At 51.2% G+C, this 16,360-nt stretch carries 14 protein-coding genes; 6 read left to right on the forward strand and 8 right to left on the reverse strand.

The features are described 5' to 3' along the window. The first annotated feature begins 84 nt into the window (after positions 1-84). From ACVBEF_RS12655 to ACVBEF_RS12665, 3 genes are all read left to right on the forward strand, one after another. Entirely contained in the window at positions 85-1,005 is a 921-nt protein-coding gene (locus ACVBEF_RS12655) for a LysR family transcriptional regulator (RefSeq protein ID WP_447124300.1), read from the forward strand. Then, positions 1,002-2,168 carry an elongation factor P maturation arginine rhamnosyltransferase EarP gene (earP, locus tag ACVBEF_RS12660; protein ID WP_447124301.1) on the forward strand — a complete coding sequence of 389 codons (1,167 nt, stop codon included), beginning with the start codon at positions 1,002-1,004 and terminating at the stop codon, positions 2,166-2,168. The genes ACVBEF_RS12655 and earP overlap by 4 nt, the downstream gene beginning before the upstream one ends. A 138-nt stretch (positions 2,169-2,306) precedes the next feature. Next, the gene (locus tag ACVBEF_RS12665) at positions 2,307-2,882 is read left to right on the forward strand and encodes an elongation factor P (RefSeq protein WP_447124302.1); all 576 of its coding nucleotides are present in this window, start codon (positions 2,307-2,309) and stop codon (positions 2,880-2,882) included. A 76-nt stretch (positions 2,883-2,958) separates the two neighbouring features. Here ACVBEF_RS12665 and mmsB read toward each other — a convergent pair whose 3' ends face one another. Continuing rightward, on the reverse strand, positions 2,959-3,852 hold the full coding sequence (gene mmsB / locus ACVBEF_RS12670; RefSeq protein ID WP_447124303.1) for a 3-hydroxyisobutyrate dehydrogenase: 894 nt from the start codon (positions 3,850-3,852) through the stop codon (positions 2,959-2,961). Between the two features lie 125 nt (positions 3,853-3,977). Then, on the reverse strand, positions 3,978-4,385 hold the full coding sequence (locus ACVBEF_RS12675) for a hypothetical protein (RefSeq protein ID WP_447124304.1): 408 nt from the start codon (positions 4,383-4,385) through the stop codon (positions 3,978-3,980). A gap of 303 nt (positions 4,386-4,688) precedes the next feature. On the opposite strand from ACVBEF_RS12675, the gene ACVBEF_RS12680 reads away from it, so the two are divergent. Further along, a complete protein-coding gene (locus ACVBEF_RS12680; RefSeq protein WP_447124305.1) occupies positions 4,689-4,883 on the forward strand; it encodes a hypothetical protein in 195 nt (64 codons plus the stop codon). A gap of 21 nt (positions 4,884-4,904) precedes the next feature. On the opposite strand, the gene ACVBEF_RS12685 is transcribed toward ACVBEF_RS12680, so the two are convergent. Continuing rightward, positions 4,905-6,413 carry a CoA-acylating methylmalonate-semialdehyde dehydrogenase gene (locus tag ACVBEF_RS12685; protein WP_447124306.1) on the reverse strand — a complete coding sequence of 503 codons (1,509 nt, stop codon included), beginning with the start codon at positions 6,411-6,413 and terminating at the stop codon, positions 4,905-4,907. A gap of 53 nt (positions 6,414-6,466) precedes the next feature. Continuing rightward, positions 6,467-7,702: an ABC transporter substrate-binding protein gene (locus tag ACVBEF_RS12690; RefSeq protein WP_447124307.1), complete on the reverse strand. Its 1,236-nt coding sequence runs from the start codon at positions 7,700-7,702 to the stop codon at positions 6,467-6,469. Positions 7,703-7,825: 123 nt separating this feature from the next. Between ACVBEF_RS12690 and ACVBEF_RS12695 the strand changes: the two genes are divergently transcribed. Then, a complete protein-coding gene (locus ACVBEF_RS12695) occupies positions 7,826-8,749 on the forward strand; it encodes a LysR family transcriptional regulator (protein WP_447124308.1) in 924 nt (307 codons plus the stop codon). Between the two features lie 729 nt (positions 8,750-9,478). After that, a complete protein-coding gene (locus tag ACVBEF_RS12700; protein ID WP_447124309.1) occupies positions 9,479-11,152 on the forward strand; it encodes a peptide chain release factor 3 in 1,674 nt (557 codons plus the stop codon). Positions 11,153-11,283: 131 nt separating this feature from the next. On the opposite strand, the gene ACVBEF_RS12705 is transcribed toward ACVBEF_RS12700, so the two are convergent. The 4 genes from ACVBEF_RS12705 to ACVBEF_RS12720 form a co-directional block, all read right to left on the reverse strand. Beyond that, the gene (locus tag ACVBEF_RS12705; protein ID WP_447124310.1) at positions 11,284-12,597 is read right to left on the reverse strand and encodes a dicarboxylate/amino acid:cation symporter; all 1,314 of its coding nucleotides are present in this window, start codon (positions 12,595-12,597) and stop codon (positions 11,284-11,286) included. A 553-nt stretch (positions 12,598-13,150) separates the two neighbouring features. Next, the gene (locus ACVBEF_RS12710; protein ID WP_447124311.1) at positions 13,151-14,455 is read right to left on the reverse strand and encodes a hemolysin family protein; all 1,305 of its coding nucleotides are present in this window, start codon (positions 14,453-14,455) and stop codon (positions 13,151-13,153) included. 170 nt (positions 14,456-14,625) lie between these two features. Continuing rightward, positions 14,626-15,819 carry a heme biosynthesis HemY N-terminal domain-containing protein gene (locus ACVBEF_RS12715; RefSeq protein ID WP_447124312.1) on the reverse strand — a complete coding sequence of 398 codons (1,194 nt, stop codon included), beginning with the start codon at positions 15,817-15,819 and terminating at the stop codon, positions 14,626-14,628. Positions 15,820-15,823: 4 nt separating this feature from the next. Further along, positions 15,824-16,360 (reverse strand): uroporphyrinogen-III C-methyltransferase (locus tag ACVBEF_RS12720; RefSeq protein ID WP_447124313.1); only part of this gene is annotated, 537 nt, incomplete at its 5' end.

The raw sequence follows: 16,360 nt of genomic DNA on the forward strand, positions 1-16,360 counted from the left end.
TGGGTAGCATAGTGTCGCAACTTCAACTATGATTCAAACGACAAATTTTAAGAATCAACTTGAATTTCATTCATAGTCAACAACATGCAATCGATCCTCGAACTCCGTCACCTAAAAACCCTGCGCGCCCTGCGTGAAGCCGGTAATCTGTTACGCGCAGCCACGCTGCTCAACGTCACCCAATCGGCGTTATCGCATCAAATCAAACAACTCGAAGACCATCACGGCACGACGCTTTTCGAACGTAAATCGGTACCGGTCCGCTTCACCCCAGCTGGCGAACGCCTGCTCAAACTAGCTGATACCGTGCTGCCGCAAGTGGCCGAAAGCGAACGCGATCTGGTCCGCATGGCGCAAGGTGTGGCCGGGCAATTGCGCATTGCCGTGGAATGCCACACTTGCTTTGACTGGCTGATGCCGGCGATGGACATTTTTCGCAAGCGCTGGCCGGAGGTGGAGTTGGATATCGTCTCCGGCTTTCAGGCCGATCCGGTGGGCTTGCTGTATGAACACAGAGCCGACATCGCCATCGTGGCGGAAATCGATCTCGATGAAAAAGTCGATTACCACCCTTTATTTAGTTTCGAAATCGTCGCCTTGCTAGCCCACGATCACCCGCTGGCTGAGCGCCCGTATCTGGTGGCAGAGGATTTTGCGACCGATACTTTAATTACGTATCCCGTGCCTGACGACATGCTCGACGTCGTGCGTCAGGTCATGAAACCAGCTGGCATCACCACGGCGCGCCGCACGACCGAGTTGACGGTTGCGATGCTGCAATTGGTAGCGAGCCGACGCGGGGTTGCGACCTTGCCGATGTGGGCTGCGCAAAACTATGTCAATCGGGATTACGTGCTGTCCAAGCGGATTACGCCGACAGGATTGATCGGCAAACTGTACGCCGCTTGTTTGCCGGAAGCGTCGGTAAAACCGTATCTGGCCGATTTTGTCAGTACCACGCGTGAGAGCTGTTATTTAAATTTATTGAATGTGGAATTGCTGTGAATATTCAACAAAAACAACCAAACAAGCATCAAACAACCTCGCTGGCACTCTTTTGTAAAGTCGTCGATAACTTTGGCGACATTGGCATTTGCTGGCGTTTGGCGCGGCAATTAGAGCAGGAACACGGTATCGCCGTGACCTTATGGGTAGACGATTTACAGAGTTTTCAGCGCATTTGTCCAGAGGTCGTGATCGACAGCCCGATGCAACAAATTAGCAACGTCACGGTACGCCATTGGCGCGATCAAAACGGCGTCTTTTCTGCTGACGATATCGCCGACATCGTCATTGAATTCTTTGCCTGTGACATCCCGCCTCCCTATATTGCGGCCATGGCGCAGCGCACGCCGCATCCGGTGTGGCTCAATCTGGAGGGGCTGAGTGCTGAGGCGTGGGTTGAGGGTTGCCATACTTTGTCGTCGCCGCAACCGCTGTCGTTGACCAAGTATTTTTTCTTTCCCGGCTTCAACAGTAAAACTGGCGGCTTGCTGCGTGAATCCACGCTGCAACAACAGCGCCATGCATTTCAACGCCACCCAACTGCAATGGCTGCTTTTCTCGGGCAGTTTGGCGTCACGCCAGCGGAGATGGCGTCTCTCAAAGTTTCCTTATTCTGCTATCCGCAGGCGCCAGTGTCGGCCTTATTTGCGGCATGGCAACGTAGTGCTGCGCCAGTGACTTGTTTTGTCCCCGAAGGCGTTGCGGTTGAGGCTGTGCAAGCATTTCTTGGCGGCCTGGCGAGCGTAGGCGCAACGGCGACGCGTGACGCCTTAACCGTGCGTGTGCTGCCTTTTATTGCGCAGCCGGACTACGACAAACTGCTGTGGGCGTGCGATCTCAATTTTGTGCGCGGTGAAGACTCCTTCGTCCGTGCGCAATGGGCGGGCAAGCCGTTTATCTGGCATATCTATCCGCAAGACAACAATTTGCATCACGTTAAATTGAACGCTTTTTTGCAATGCACTACCGCCAAAACCGAGCATTTGATTGCGCTCGCTTTGGCCTGGAATGCTGCCGAGGATAAAGATTTTGCCAGGACTTGGCCGCTGTTTGCCGCTGACTTGACAAAAATTGCCAGCATGTCTGTGGATTGGGAGCGTCAAATGGCGGAAAATGGCGACTTGGCCGCTAATTTACTAAAATTTGCCGCCACAGTGCGTTAAGCGATGCGCGAAATTGCGTTAGAATGTACGGCTAATTTTTAAGGCATTTCAAAATTCAATCATACGTGGGCTTGCGGTGTTTTTCGCTAGTAGGCTACAGATGATTCTTGTGTAACCTACTTTTTACGACTACTCGCTATGAAACCTGCAAAAGAAATTCGTGTTGGCAACATCATTATGGTTGACAGTAAGCCTATGATCGTTTTGCGCTCCGACATCAATGGCTCGAGCCGCACCGGCTTTACCTACAAATGGAAGATGAAAAATCTTCTGACCAATAGCCCACAAGAAAACGTTTTCCGCGGCGATGACAAGTTTGATGTCGTTGTACTCGATAAAAAACCGGTCACGTATTCTTATTTCGCTGATCCATTGTTTGTATTTATGGATGCTGAATACGAGCAGTACGAAATTGAAGAAGAGAATTTGGGCGATGCCTTGCATTACCTGAAAGACGGCATGGAATGCGAAGCGGTGTTTTACGATGGCAAAGCCATTTCAGTCGAACTCCCAACGACCATCGTGCGCCAGATCATTTACTCAGAGCCAGCAGTCAAAGGCAATACTTCAGGCAACGTTCTGAAAGAAGCCAAGATCGAAAATGCAGTTGAAGCGCATCGTCACACCGTTCAAGTGCCATTGTTTGTGAGCCAGGACGATATGATTGAAATCGATACGCGTACGAATGAATACAAAAAAGTTGTGCGTAACTAATTTTTGAATTGTAGTTATAAAAATGCCCCGTAGTCGTGATGACTTACGGGGCATTTTTTTATGTCTGCATTTTCAGTTATTCGGTTTTTCCCAGCATCGTAAAAATACTCGAAAAATCCAGTCCGCCTGCACCGCTCTTGCTATGAATATCGTAGAGATTGCGGGCTAGTGATCCTAGCGGGATGCTGCTGCCGGTTGACAGTGCATTTTCCATCGCCAGTCCCAAATCCTTTAGCATCAAATCGACGCCGAATCCGCCGCTGTAATCTTTCGATGCGGGGGCGTTTTCCATTACGCCGGGGCATGGGTTATAGACTTCCAGCGCCCAGTTGCGGCCTGAGCTTTTGGCCATCACGTCGGATAACACTTTTGGGTCCATTCCGTTAGCCATGCCTAGCCGGATGGCTTCGGAGGTGCCTATCATCAGAATGCCTAGCAGCATGTTATTGCAGACTTTGACGGTTTGACCGGCACCGCTTTGGCCGGCGTGGAAAATGGCTTTGCCCATTTTTTCGAGGAGGGGTTTGGCCAGACTGAATCCTTCTTCTGAGCCGCCGACCATGAAGGTGAGCGTGCCTGCTGTTGCGCCGCCTGTGCCACCTGAGACTGGGGCGTCTAGCATGGTGTAGCCTTTTTCGCTTGCAGCGGCGGCTACTTTGCGGGCGCTGTCGGGAGCGATTGTTGAGCAGTCTATTAGCAAGGTGCCGGGTTGGGCCTGGGCGAGGATACCGTTGTCGCCGAAGTAGGCGGACTCTACGTGGCGGCTCGCTGGCAGCATTGTGATGATGATGTTTGCTGTTTTGATTGCGGCGTTGAGGTTGGTGTTGGTTTGGCCGCCGCCTGCTATGAATTTTTCTATGCTGGCGGGGAGCAGGTCATGGCCGCTGACGGGGATTCCGGCGCGGACCAGGTTTAGTGCCATTGGGAGGCCCATGTTGCCTAGTCCTATGAAGACTACTTTGTTGTTCATTTTGAGGGTCCTTTTTTAGTCGGGTTATGCTTTGAGTAGGCTGTTTCGGTCGGTGATCGTTGATCGTCGGTAATTGAAACGGTTACTACTCCGTGGAGGCTTGTCGGGGGCGGCCCGACAGCCGGTCACTTTCTTTTGCTTCGCCAAAAGAAAGTAACCAAAGAAAAGGCGACCGCAGATGCCGCTGCCGCTTCGCGGTCCCCACATTTTCCTACCGCCAGCCGGGTCTGATGACCAACTCGCCTTCGGCTCAAACATGTCATCAGCCTGATCCGTCTGGCGGTAGGAAAATGTGGCAGCGTCATATGACGGGGCAGGTCAACTGCCAATTCAAAAGCAAAGGCAACTGCCACTTCAAAAACAACGTCAACTGTGGCTGCGCCTGCAAGGTCAAAAGCAACTACCACTTCAAAAGCAACTGCAACTGTGGCTGCGCCTGCAAACTCACAAACAACTTCAAAGGTGGCTGCGCCTGCAAGGTCAAAAGCAACGTCAAAAGTGGCTGCGCCTGCAACGTCAACTGCAAAAACCACAACTTGATTAGCGTGATTTAATCCGCTACAAATTGTCTCCGCTTATTGGAAAAAACATCATTCAGCACAAAATTTTCTGTTCATCAAAAAACTAGCTGTAAACACTTACAGCTTCAATTTTATGAACAGAGTAGTACATTTTTTTTGCTGAGTGTTCAACAGTCAGTAAAGGAATATATAAATATCAGGTACTTATTTATGCTGAAAAATGAATAAGAAATATTTATGAACGAATTCCTTTAAGCCAGGTGAACGTTGTTTATATTTAATCCATGTTATTTAAAATGAAAGCTTGAATACGATATGAAAAAACTATCTATCTGTGGATGTGCCATATTTCTAATAACTATGAGCGGGATGTCATTTGCTGAAGACAAAATGACTCCTCAAGAATGTGCCAAATTGCAAGCTCTTAGTCTTTACCCACATTTCAACTCACTGCCAGAAGCTTTTCGCGATGGTGTTTTAAAAGTCCTGAAAGAAGACTGCGCAATGTAATCTTCTTCGCCAACAAATAATTTATTTCATCGAAATCGTCGTATTAATCTGCCCACCATCATCGTCCGGCGCAAACCAGCGTGCTGTGACGGTTTTGGTCTGGGTCCAGAATTGCACAGCCTGTTTGCCGTTTGGTCCCAAATCACCCAGCTTAGAGGCGCGGGAGCCGGTGAAGCTGAAGTACGCTACCGGGACCGGGATCGGAACGTTGATGCCGATTTGGCCGACGTCGATTTCGTTTTGGAATTTGCGGGCTGACCAGCCGGAGGCGGTAAAGATGGATGTGCCGTTGCCGTTTGGATTGGCGTTGATGAAGGCGATTGCTTCATCTAGTGTTTCGAGCTCGATTAAGCACATCGCCGGGCCGAAAATCTCTTGGGCATAGATATCCATCTCGGCTTTGACGCCTGAGAAAATTGTCGGGCCGACGAAATTGCCTTCTGTGTATCCGGCGACCTGACAGTTACGACCGTCTAACAGCAGGTCTGCTCCCTGCTCTACGCCGCTGCTGATCAAACGTTCGGTGCGGGCCTTGGCGGCTTTCGATACCATCGGGCCGAGGTCTGCTGTACGGTCGCTGCCGGGGCCAATTTTGAGTGAGCGTGAGCGGGCTACGATCTCTGGTATCCATTCTTTGGATTTACCAACCAGTATGACTACCGAGTTGGCCATGCAGCGTTGACCGGCGGCACCGAAGGCTGCGCCTAGCAAGTTGTTGATGGCTTGGTCTTTGTTTGCGTCTGGTAACACGATGCAGTGGTTTTTGGCACCCATCATGCATTGCGCACGTTTGCCTGATTCGCTGGCGCGGCGATAGATGTGCGTGCCGACGTTGGTTGAGCCGATGAAGGAAACCGCTTTGATGTCCGGGTGATCGCACAGCATGTTGGCAACGTCCGGGCCGCCGTGGACGACGTTTAAGACGCCCGGTGGCAAACCGGCTTGCTGGGCTAGTTCGACTAGAAATAGCGATGCTGACGGATCTTGCTCGGATGGTTTCAGTACGAAAGTATTGCCGCATGCGACGGCGACGGGAAACATAAAACACGGCAGCATGACCGGAAAATTGAAGGCGGTGATCCCGGCACCGACGCCTATCGGTTGATGGATGGTGTAGACATCGACACCGGTGGCGGCGTTTTCTGCCAGTTCGCCTAGCTGCAAGGAGGTAATCGAGCAGGCGTGTTCGACCACTTCGAGGCCGCGCATGATTTCGCCTTCTGCGTCGGGCAGGGTTTTGCCATGTTCACGGGTAATCAACTCCGCTAATGGGGCGATATTTTCACGCAGGAGCTGCTGAAACTTCAGCATGATGCGCATGCGTTGGCCTAGCGATGTATTGCGCCAGCTACGGAATGCCTGCTTGGCGGTTGCGACCGCTTCGTCGACTTCTGCTTTCGTTGCGAACGGGACGCGGGCGACGACTTCTTGCGTGGCCGGATTGAGGACGTCGCGCCATTCTGTGCTGGTGGACTGGACCGCTTTACCGTTGATGTAAAGGGTGACATTGGGGATCGTTATTTGGGACATCAAAGCTTTCCTTCAAAAAATATAACTACATTAGCGCGGATAAAAGCCGGGATTTATGAGCTTGCTACTGCCGGCTTCACCAACGGGCAAGACGCATCCATCGGCTTAAATGCCTGCTCTGCGGGAATCGTCGATAACAGCTTCAGATAATCCCAAGGGGCTTTCGATTCCGCCGGGGTTTTGACTTGATACAAATACATATCGTGAATGACCCGACCGTCAGGACGAATCGAGGCATTGCGCATGACGGCATCTTGAATCGGGATTTCACGCATTTTTTGCGCGACAATTTTTGCGTCGTGGGATTTGGTTGCAGCAGCTGCTTTTAAATAATGGTAGACGCTGGAATACACACCGGCATGGACCATGGTTGGTTTGTTGCCCTTATCCAGCGCTTCAAACCGTTTGGCAAAACTGCGCGTGTCATTATCGAAATCCCAATAGAAACCATCGGTATAGACCAAACCCTGCGCATCTTTTAAACCGAGTGCGTGCACATCCGACAAAAACACCAGCAGCGCAGCCAGACGCTGATCCTTGCTGCCAACACCAAACGAGCGCGCTTGTTTGATGGCGTTGACGGTGTCCTGACCGCCGTTTGCCAGTCCGATGACTTGCGCCTTGGAGCTTTGTGCTTGCAGCAAAAATGACGATAAATCGCTGGCATTGAGCGGATGCCTGACTGAGCCCACCACCGTACCGCCTAAGCGTTTAACAACCTCACTGGCATCTTTTTCCAGCGAAGTACCAAAGGCGTAATCGACGGTGATGAAGTACCAGGATTTTTGTCCCATGTTCGTCAGTGCAGCAGCGGCCCCGGCGGCTTGCGAATAGGTATCGAACATCCAGTGAAAGCCTGTTGGCGCGCATTCGGCGTTGGTCAGCACGGTGGTAGCAGGGCCGCTATACATGGCAATGCCGCCCTTCTCGCGAACCAGCCGTTGCACCGCGAGTGCGACCGACGAATTGGTCAGATCGGCAATCGCGTCAACATGATCGCGGTCCAGCCATTCGCGCGCTTTGGAGGCACCGATATCGGCTTTGTTCTGATGATCGGCGCTCAATAATTCGATTTTCATGCCTTTGCACTCGGCCTTCATGCAATCCTCAATCGCCATTTTGGCCGCCACCACCGAACCGGGGCCGCCCATGCTGGAATACGGCCCTGACATATCGGTCAATATCCCAACTTTGTAGATATCCGGCGCTTGGGCGTGGGACAGACTTGCGCTGGTCAATAAAGCCAATGCAAAACAGCGTGAAAATACTTTTGGAAGCCGGATAGGCATGGTTGTCTCCTGATTTTTATTAATATAGTCCGGCTATTCTGCATGTGCATTATTATTGGGACAATAGACATTAATCCACAATGGCTTTGCATTTTTACAAAGCAATCTTTATAGAGAATACGAATGCTCGATTGGGACAACCTGCGCATATTTCTGGAGCTGACGCGTAGTCAGGGATTGGTGGACACGGCTAAAAAACTGGGGATAGACCATTCGACCGTCTCGCGCCGGATGCGGCGGTTTGAGGAGCAAGTCGGCAGTCAACTATTCGAACGCAACAATCAAGGCTATACCCTGACCGCCGAGGGCCATCGTCTGATTGAATACGCTGAACGGGTGGAGAGCACGATGTACGCTGCCGCTGAAGAGTTGAGCGGTCACAATCGTTTGCTGTCGGGACAAGTCAGACTGGGCGCGACCGAAGGTTTCGGGACCTTTGTGCTGGCTCCGCATCTGGCGCACTTTTGTGCCCGCCATCCACATATCAGCGTCGATTTGCTGCCTGTGCCGCGTTTTGTGAATTTATCCAAGCGTGAAGCCGATATCAGCGTCACCATTGAGCGCCCGCAAAGCGGCAATTACGTCGTCACCAAACTCACTCCCTACCTGCTCAAGCTATACGCCACGCCTGCTTATCTGGCTAATCACCCGGAGATCCGCACGGTGGAGGATTTGGCCAGCCATCCGTTTATCGGCTACGTCGACGATCTGGTCTTCACGGAAGAGCTGCGCTACAAGGAAAACGTGGCACCGTCGGCCTTCCGCGCTTTTCGCAGCACCAGCGTGATCGCCCAATACACTGCCGCGCGCCAGGGGCAGGGGTTGGCGATTTTGCCCTGCTTTCTGGCGCAGCAAAGCTGTGATCTGGTTCCGGTGCTGGACGGGCAATGCAATATTGAACGCACCTTCTGGCTGGTGGCCGCCACCGAGACGCGCAATGTTGCGCGGGTAGCCGCACTCTGGCGCTATCTGCGCGATGCGATTGAGCCGAACCGAGCTTTTTTGATGGGGGAGTCGCGGGAGATGGTGTGGCTTGACCGAGCTTAAGTATTCGAAAGATGTGCGAATACTGACAGCTTATATTTGGCAGGCCGAGCTCTATAGTTAAATGGTGAATTTTCACAATAAGGACGAGAAACATGTGGCCTGATGACAGGCACTTATTTTGACTCTCAAAATGCATGCCGAATGGCGAGCGACACATTTTTTGTACAGATTTGGGTAGTAGCGTCCTTAATTAATGTTCTCCAAAAATAAAGGTTTGATATGAAAAAGCTTTTGATTGGTGGCCTTACTGTTCTTTTTATCACTGCGAGTGGAATGTCTTTTGCGGCTTCGCCGGACATACCAACTTCGGGGAATTGCGCTACCTTGCAATCACTCCTTAGCCATGAAATGCCGGATTCCTGGCGCGCGATTCTTGTGACTATCCTGAAACAAGATTGTGGAGTGACCTCCTAAATTGCATATATGCCCCTGACCTGGTACTGCTAGTACGGCCTGGGGCATCTTTTTATATCGATAGAAATTGCCACAACGCTACCCTTAGCCTCCACCTGCCATTTCGCCCTCTCCCCTACACATTTCTTTTAAAAAATGTGCTTTTTTTTAAAGGCTCACAGCGCTCGCCGAGCCTGAATCAACCTGCCAGATACGCTATAATCGCGACTTCCCGGTCATGCCCAATTGCAGCCCTCGCTGCCGCAGCCATGCGCATTTTCCCGTTTTTTTCAATATCATCTAGGCAAGCGACCGCAATTGCTTGAACCACGCATCATGCAAGAACCCATTTCCGACCAAACCAGCGATCCATCGAGCGATCAGGCCGAGATTGTTGCCAAGAACATCTCACTAGAACACATCGCCAGCGAAGTCGGACGCCGCCGTACTTTCGGCATTATTTCCCACCCGGATGCTGGTAAAACCACGCTGACCGAGAAATTATTGCTGTTTTCGGGCGCGATTCAATTGGCCGGAACCGTCAAGGGCCGCAAAAGCGGGCGTCACGCCACCTCTGACTGGATGGAAATCGAAAAGCAGCGCGGCATTTCTGTCGCCAGCTCGGTCATGCAGTTTGAGTACCGTGATCACGTCGTCAACCTGCTCGATACCCCAGGTCACCAGGATTTCTCGGAAGATACTTATCGCGTGCTGACCGCCGTGGACTCGGCCCTGATGGTGATCGATGCCGCTAAAGGTGTAGAAACGCAAACCATCAAGCTGCTCAACGTTTGCCGTATGCGCAACACGCCTATCATCACGCTGATGAACAAAATGGATCGCGAAACCCGCGACCCGCTGGAGCTGCTCGATGAGCTCGAAACCGTACTGAAAATCCAATGTGCGCCCGTAACATGGCCAATCGGCATGGGTAAATCATTCCGAGGCGTATATCACTTGCTGCGCGATGAAGTCTTGCTGTTTGCGCCGGGCAACGAAAAAGCCGATCAAACCTTTGAAGTCATCAAAGGAATCGACAATCCGCGTCTGGACGACATGTTCCCGCGTGAGATTGAACAATTGCGTATGGAAGTCGAGCTAGTCCACGGCGCCTCCCACCCGTTCGACAAAGAAGCATTTTTGGCCGGTGTGCAAACACCGGTATTCTTCGGCTCCGCCATCAACAACTTCGGTATCCGCGAAATTCTCAATGCGCTCATCGATTGGGCGCAACCGCCGGGTGCACGCGATGCGACTATCCGTACCGTGGCCCCGACCGAACAGCCTTTTTCCGGCTTCGTCTTCAAGATTCAGGCAAATATGGACCCGGCCCATCGTGACCGGATTGCATTTTTGCGGGTCTGTTCCGGTCATTTTGAGCGCGGTATGAAAATCAAACATCTGCGCCTCAATCGTGAAATCAAAGTATCAAACGTCGTCACTTTTATGGCGTCGAGCCGCGAACAGGTGGAAGAAGCCTACGCTGGCGACATCATTGGCTTGCCTAACCACGGCAACATGCAGATCGGCGATAGTTTCTCTGAGGGTGAGTTGTTGCAATTCACCGGTATCCCCTACTTCGCGCCCGACTTTTTCCGCTCGGTACGGATACGCAATCCGCTCAAAATCAAGCAACTCCACAAAGGCTTGCAACAGTTGGGCGAAGAAGGCGCGATTCAGGTCTTCAAGCCGGTCGCCAGCAGCGATTTAGTTCTCGGTGGCGTGGGTGTTCTGCAATTTGAAGTCGTCGCCAGCCGTTTGCTAAACGAGTACGGCGTCGATGCCGTGTTCGAAGGCACCAGTATCAGCAGCGCGCGCTGGATTAGCTGCGATGACAAAAAAATGCTGGCTGATTTCGAAAGATCGTCTGCCGGTAATTACCTTGCCCACGACGCCGCTGGCAATCTGGCGTACCTTGCCAGCTCCGGCGTCAATCTACGATTGGCGCAAGAACGCTGGCCACTGATCACCTTCCATGAAACCCGTGAACATGCCGTGAAGTTGACATAAATAAACTGTCATCAATCTGGCGTTTCCAGGTAAAACCAAATGCTCAGACGTAAAAAAACGGTCCATCGGACCGTTTTTTTACGTCAAACCGAATCGATAGTCTGTATCTGGTTTAACTATTTTGCATTAACTTAAGCTGCCGCTTTCGCAGGAATGACATCCGAAACCGGACGCTCAAGGTCTGGATCAATCTTGCCATCGAGTTGCTGATGCAAGCGCACTTCATCAAGATCGCCAGACCATTTTGCTACCACTAGCGTAGCGACGCCATTACCGACAGTATTGGTCAAGGCCCGCGCTTCGGACATGAAGCGGTCGATACCCAATATCAGCGCCAAACCTTCCACCGGTACGTGACCAACTGTGGATAAAGTCGCAGCAAGTACGATAAAGCCGCTACCGGTGACGCCAGCAGCACCTTTTGACGTCAGCAACAATACCAGCAGTAACGTCACCTGATGCCAGATCGTCAGCGGGGTATCGGTCGCTTGCGCAATAAATATCGCAGCCATGGTCAGATAAATCGAGGTCCCATCCAGATTAAATGAGTAACCGGTTGGGATCACCAGACCGACCACCGATTGCTTGGCACCGAGCTTCTCCATCTTGGTCATCAGTTGCGGCAATACCGACTCAGAGGAAGAGGTGCCAAGTACGATTAATAGTTCTTCTTTAATGTACTTAACTAACTTCCAGACGCTGAAACCATGCAAACGCGTAACGATCCCCAGCACCACGAAAATGAACAACAAACAAGTTGCGTAGAACAATCCCATCAGCTTGCCCAACGACAATAACGAACCAATGCCGTATTTACCGATAGTGAACGCCATCGCGCCAAACGCGCCGATGGGGGCCACTTTCATGATCAAGCCAACGATGCCGAACAAGACATGAGAAAACTTTTCGACTAAATCAAATACCAGCGTGCCGCGACCACCAAAACGATGCAACGCAAAGCCGAACAGAATCGAAATCAACAGGACTTGCAGAATATCGCCTTGGGCAAACGCGCCGACAAAACTGTTAGGAATAATGTGTGACAGGAAGTCAACTGGCGACTCCATCTTACCGGGCGCGGTATAGGCAGCAAGACTCTTGGTATCGAGCGACGTAATATCGATATGCATCCCTGTTCCGGGCTGAAAAACGTTGATCATGATCAAGCCGATAATCAACGCAATCGTACTCATTACTTCAAAGTACAACAGCGCCATGCCGCCGGTTTTGCCGACTTTCTTCATGTCTTCCATACCAGCAATACCGATGACCACGGTACAGAAGATGACCGGTGCGATGATCATCTTGATGAGCTTGATGAAACCATCGCCCAGCGGTTTCATTGAGGCACCAGTTTGCGGATAAAAGTGACCGATCAGGACACCAATAACGATGGCGGTTAACACCTGGACATATAGTGATTTATACAGCGGCTTTTTTGCCATTTTCTCTCTCCATTGACACGTATTGTGCTTAGAATTTTTCTGCTTGCAGTCCACCGTTAATGACTTTATGCCACTTATTGTTCACCAGTCAACGATAGTCGTACAACAATATTTTTACTTTATTGGAATTACGCAAAATCGTCCCAGCAAGGCAGACCGACGAAGACAGTACTTCGGTACGGCCAGGAGGGATAACGCCGCTGGGTCGGTTTTGCGTAAGTCCTGCGTTAGTTACTTTTCGAAGTTTTCGGACTGCACTGAAAAGGAATACAAAAAATCACACATGTATTGCGAAACAGGCAATGAAAATTATGAAAGTGAGCAACTTTAGCTGAAGCAGACAATATCACTCAAGCTATTTGCATGGATATGTGGAAATCACGTACGCCGCTCAACAACGGAGGACATAAAGGAGAGCAGGTTATATGCATTTTGCCGATTTATGATGGTGCGCTTCGGCCACAAATTACAAGTAAAACAATTTCTATTGGAAAAATCAAAACAGGGCAATCACGCATGCGATTACCCTGCTTTTATAGTCTGCTTAGTCGACTTATAGTCTGCCAACAACCGGGTAGATTTTTACCAGAGCAATGCGTGGACCGTTCATTTTTTTGACTTCTATCTCAAAGCCATCGAAGACAATTTTTTGGCCTTCTTGCGGCAAATTCCCGAGCTTGGCCATGATCAGGCCGCCCACCGAATCAACATCGTCGATCTCTTCGATATCCACGCCCAAGATCCGCTCCAGTGAAAAGATGGGCAGGCTGCCTTTGCCCATTAACGTGCCATCTTCAAGCCGCGTCCAGTCATTCTCATTGAGACGGAATTCATCGCGAATTTCGCCCACCAGTGCCCCGAGCAGGTTATCGAGCGTAATGAAGCCACGTGGCTTCAATCCTTTTTTACCGATGATGGCAAAATGCGGCGCGCCGCTACGTATGAGTCGAAATAACGCCAACGCTGACATGCGTGAAGAAACATACTGGATCGGGCGCAAGTATGCATTGAGGCTGGTGATGGATTGTCCCTCTTGCTGGGCAAAAAATAAATCCTTCATATGCACGACACCCAGAACGGTTACGCCGTCGGTATCAAAATAAGGATAACGGCTGAAACGATGTCGATAAACGATTTGCAGGTTTTCCTGCAAGCTCAAATTGGCCTGGAGGGCGGCGACTTCATTGATGGGACGCATCAAATCGGAAACCTCAAGCTCACTGAAGTCCAATGTTTGCGCCAGTACATTCCACTCATCCGGTGTAAATTTTTCACCGGAACGGCTGCTGCGTAAAATGAGTTTTAATTCGTCAGCTGAGTAATGCGAATCATGCCCCTGACCAGTCAGGCCAACGATTTTCAGCAATCCGTTAGCGCTAGCATTGAGCAACCAAATCGCTGGATACATCATCCAGTAGAAGCCGTACAGCGGCAACGCGCTCCACATACCGACCACTTCCGGATGACGAATCGCAACCGTCTTAGGAGCGAGTTCGCCTACCACGATGTGCAAGAACGAGATCACGAAGAAGGCAAAGATAAATGAAATCCCGTGGATGAGTTCGGGCGAGGCAATGCCGACCCAACCGAATACAGGTTCCAATAGTCCGGCAAAGGCCGGCTCTCCGATCCAACCCAGACCCAGCGAGGCTAAGGTAATACCGAGTTGGCAAGCGGATAAATAAGCGTCTAACTGGCGATGCACGATGGCGAGAATCCGTCCACGCATGCCAAATGTTTTGGTGATGGCGCGAATCCGCGTTTGCCGCAATTTAACTAAACTAAATTCGGCGGCAACAAAAAAGCCATTGAGCGCAACTAACAGTAGCGCAGCAATGACTAGTAACAGGTTATTCAATGCATCTCTTCCGTAGTGGGAGGAACGTCAGTATAGGCGAATGGAGGGGAATAAAGCACCGCATGATGTCGATGACGTACTTCAGATGGCGCGGGTTAGACGGATGTGAATTGATTGCGCCAAGGCAATCCACCAACACTGGCGCGCAACTCACTGCATACAATCAACTATCACATCGTTGCCAGCGCACATTGCCGATAATGCTCGGCAGCCTGCTCGTTATGCTCCAATCCTTCGTGCAACTGCGCCAGCTTCAGATGCGCCTCGCGCATAGTACGCGGCTCGGCCGTTTCTAACAACGCTTGCTGCAAATGACGCTGCGCCTTGCCCCACAACTTTTGCTTCAGACAAAATGTGCCCAGGGTCAGTGCTAGCTCGGCGTCGGTCGGCTCTCTCGCAAGCCACGTCTCACAGCGCTCGATTTGTGCACGCAGCGCTGGCGTGCCTTCATCTGCAGCGGAATCACGATAAACCCGCAGCAACCGTACGTCCCACTGCGCGGCGAGCGACTTTTCGACCATGATGCGTGCCTCGTTTTGCATCTCGTGTTGGTTAAAAGCGCGTGCGGCACGCATAACGATCGCAGGTTTGATACGTTGTTCGGCAGGAACAGTTCCCCATAGGCGCTGAAGCGACTCTGCATCATGCGATGCATCAGACAACAAAGCATCGTAAGCCATCTCACGCAGGCGGTCCGACAGCACGGGGTTCAACGCGTCGTGCTTGCCCAGTGTTTTGACCAGACGCAGCACTTCGGGCCAGTTCTTCGCTTGCTGATTGGCTTTCAGGGCAAGGCGCAGAGCTTGAATATGGCGGATCCCGCTGGCGTTCAATGCATCCACAGCAGCGAGTGCTGCTTGCGGCTTATGTTCGTCGACCAGTAAATCAAGCGCCGTCATCAAGCGCGCAGTCTGCATACCTTCTTTGTCCTCAATGCTGGAGAGCCAAATATCACGACGATCGGATTGCCCCATCCGATGCGCTGCACGAGCAGCAATCAGGGCGGCAACGCCCAGATTTTCATTGAGTTCAGCGGCGCGTGTGGCGGCTTTTTCGGCTTGGCCATAACGCCCCTCAAATAACGATTTGAGGGAGTCACGCAACGCCTTATTGGATTTTTCTTCGCGTTTTTGGCGACGGTATGAAATCACTTTACCGGGCAATTTTTGCGTGGTGCGAATCGCCCGTATCAATATATATAGGGCAATAAAGAATATGCCTGACAGCAAAATGAAAAAATTCAGCGACAGGTCAATCCGATAGGGAGGATAAAACAAGACAACATTGCCAGCGTTGTAGCGGGCAAGGACTGCCAGACCGATAGCGGTAGCAAACAGGGCAATAAGCCAAAGAAAAAATCGCATAAACCTATCGCTTGTTTTTGTAGGTACGGATCGCAGCCAGACTGTCTAGGGTCGGCATATTGATGGACAGATTATTGCCTTGTACTTGCTTTAACAAGGCCTGTGCGGTCTGTGTCTGTTTAGCGCGCGTATCGAAATATTTAGTAATGGTGTCCTGGGCCGCGATCAAATCGCTACGGAACGCCGACTCATTGTGCGACAACAAACCAAGACGCGCATTGAGTAATCGCAACTTCACATTTTCACGGACAAAGTAGGCCTGCGTCGGCGATAGCAACAACGCATCGGACGTGGTCACGGTGCGCACGCGTATTAACTGACTCACCTCAACCCACATTTCAGCGCTCCAACGTTGCCAGACGTCGTTGAGACCTGCGACCCAATCGGTACTGGTACGGCCATTGACTGTTGTGCTGTGCTCAGTCGGTCTGGACGCGTTGGCTTTAGATGGTTTCGGTGCGATCGGTGGCTTTTGCTTGCTGATCGTGTCTGCACCATATTTTTGTGCCGCGTCCAGCAACGCCAATGCTTGCCCTCTGTC

This window comes from Glaciimonas sp. GG7, from assembly GCF_052976905.1.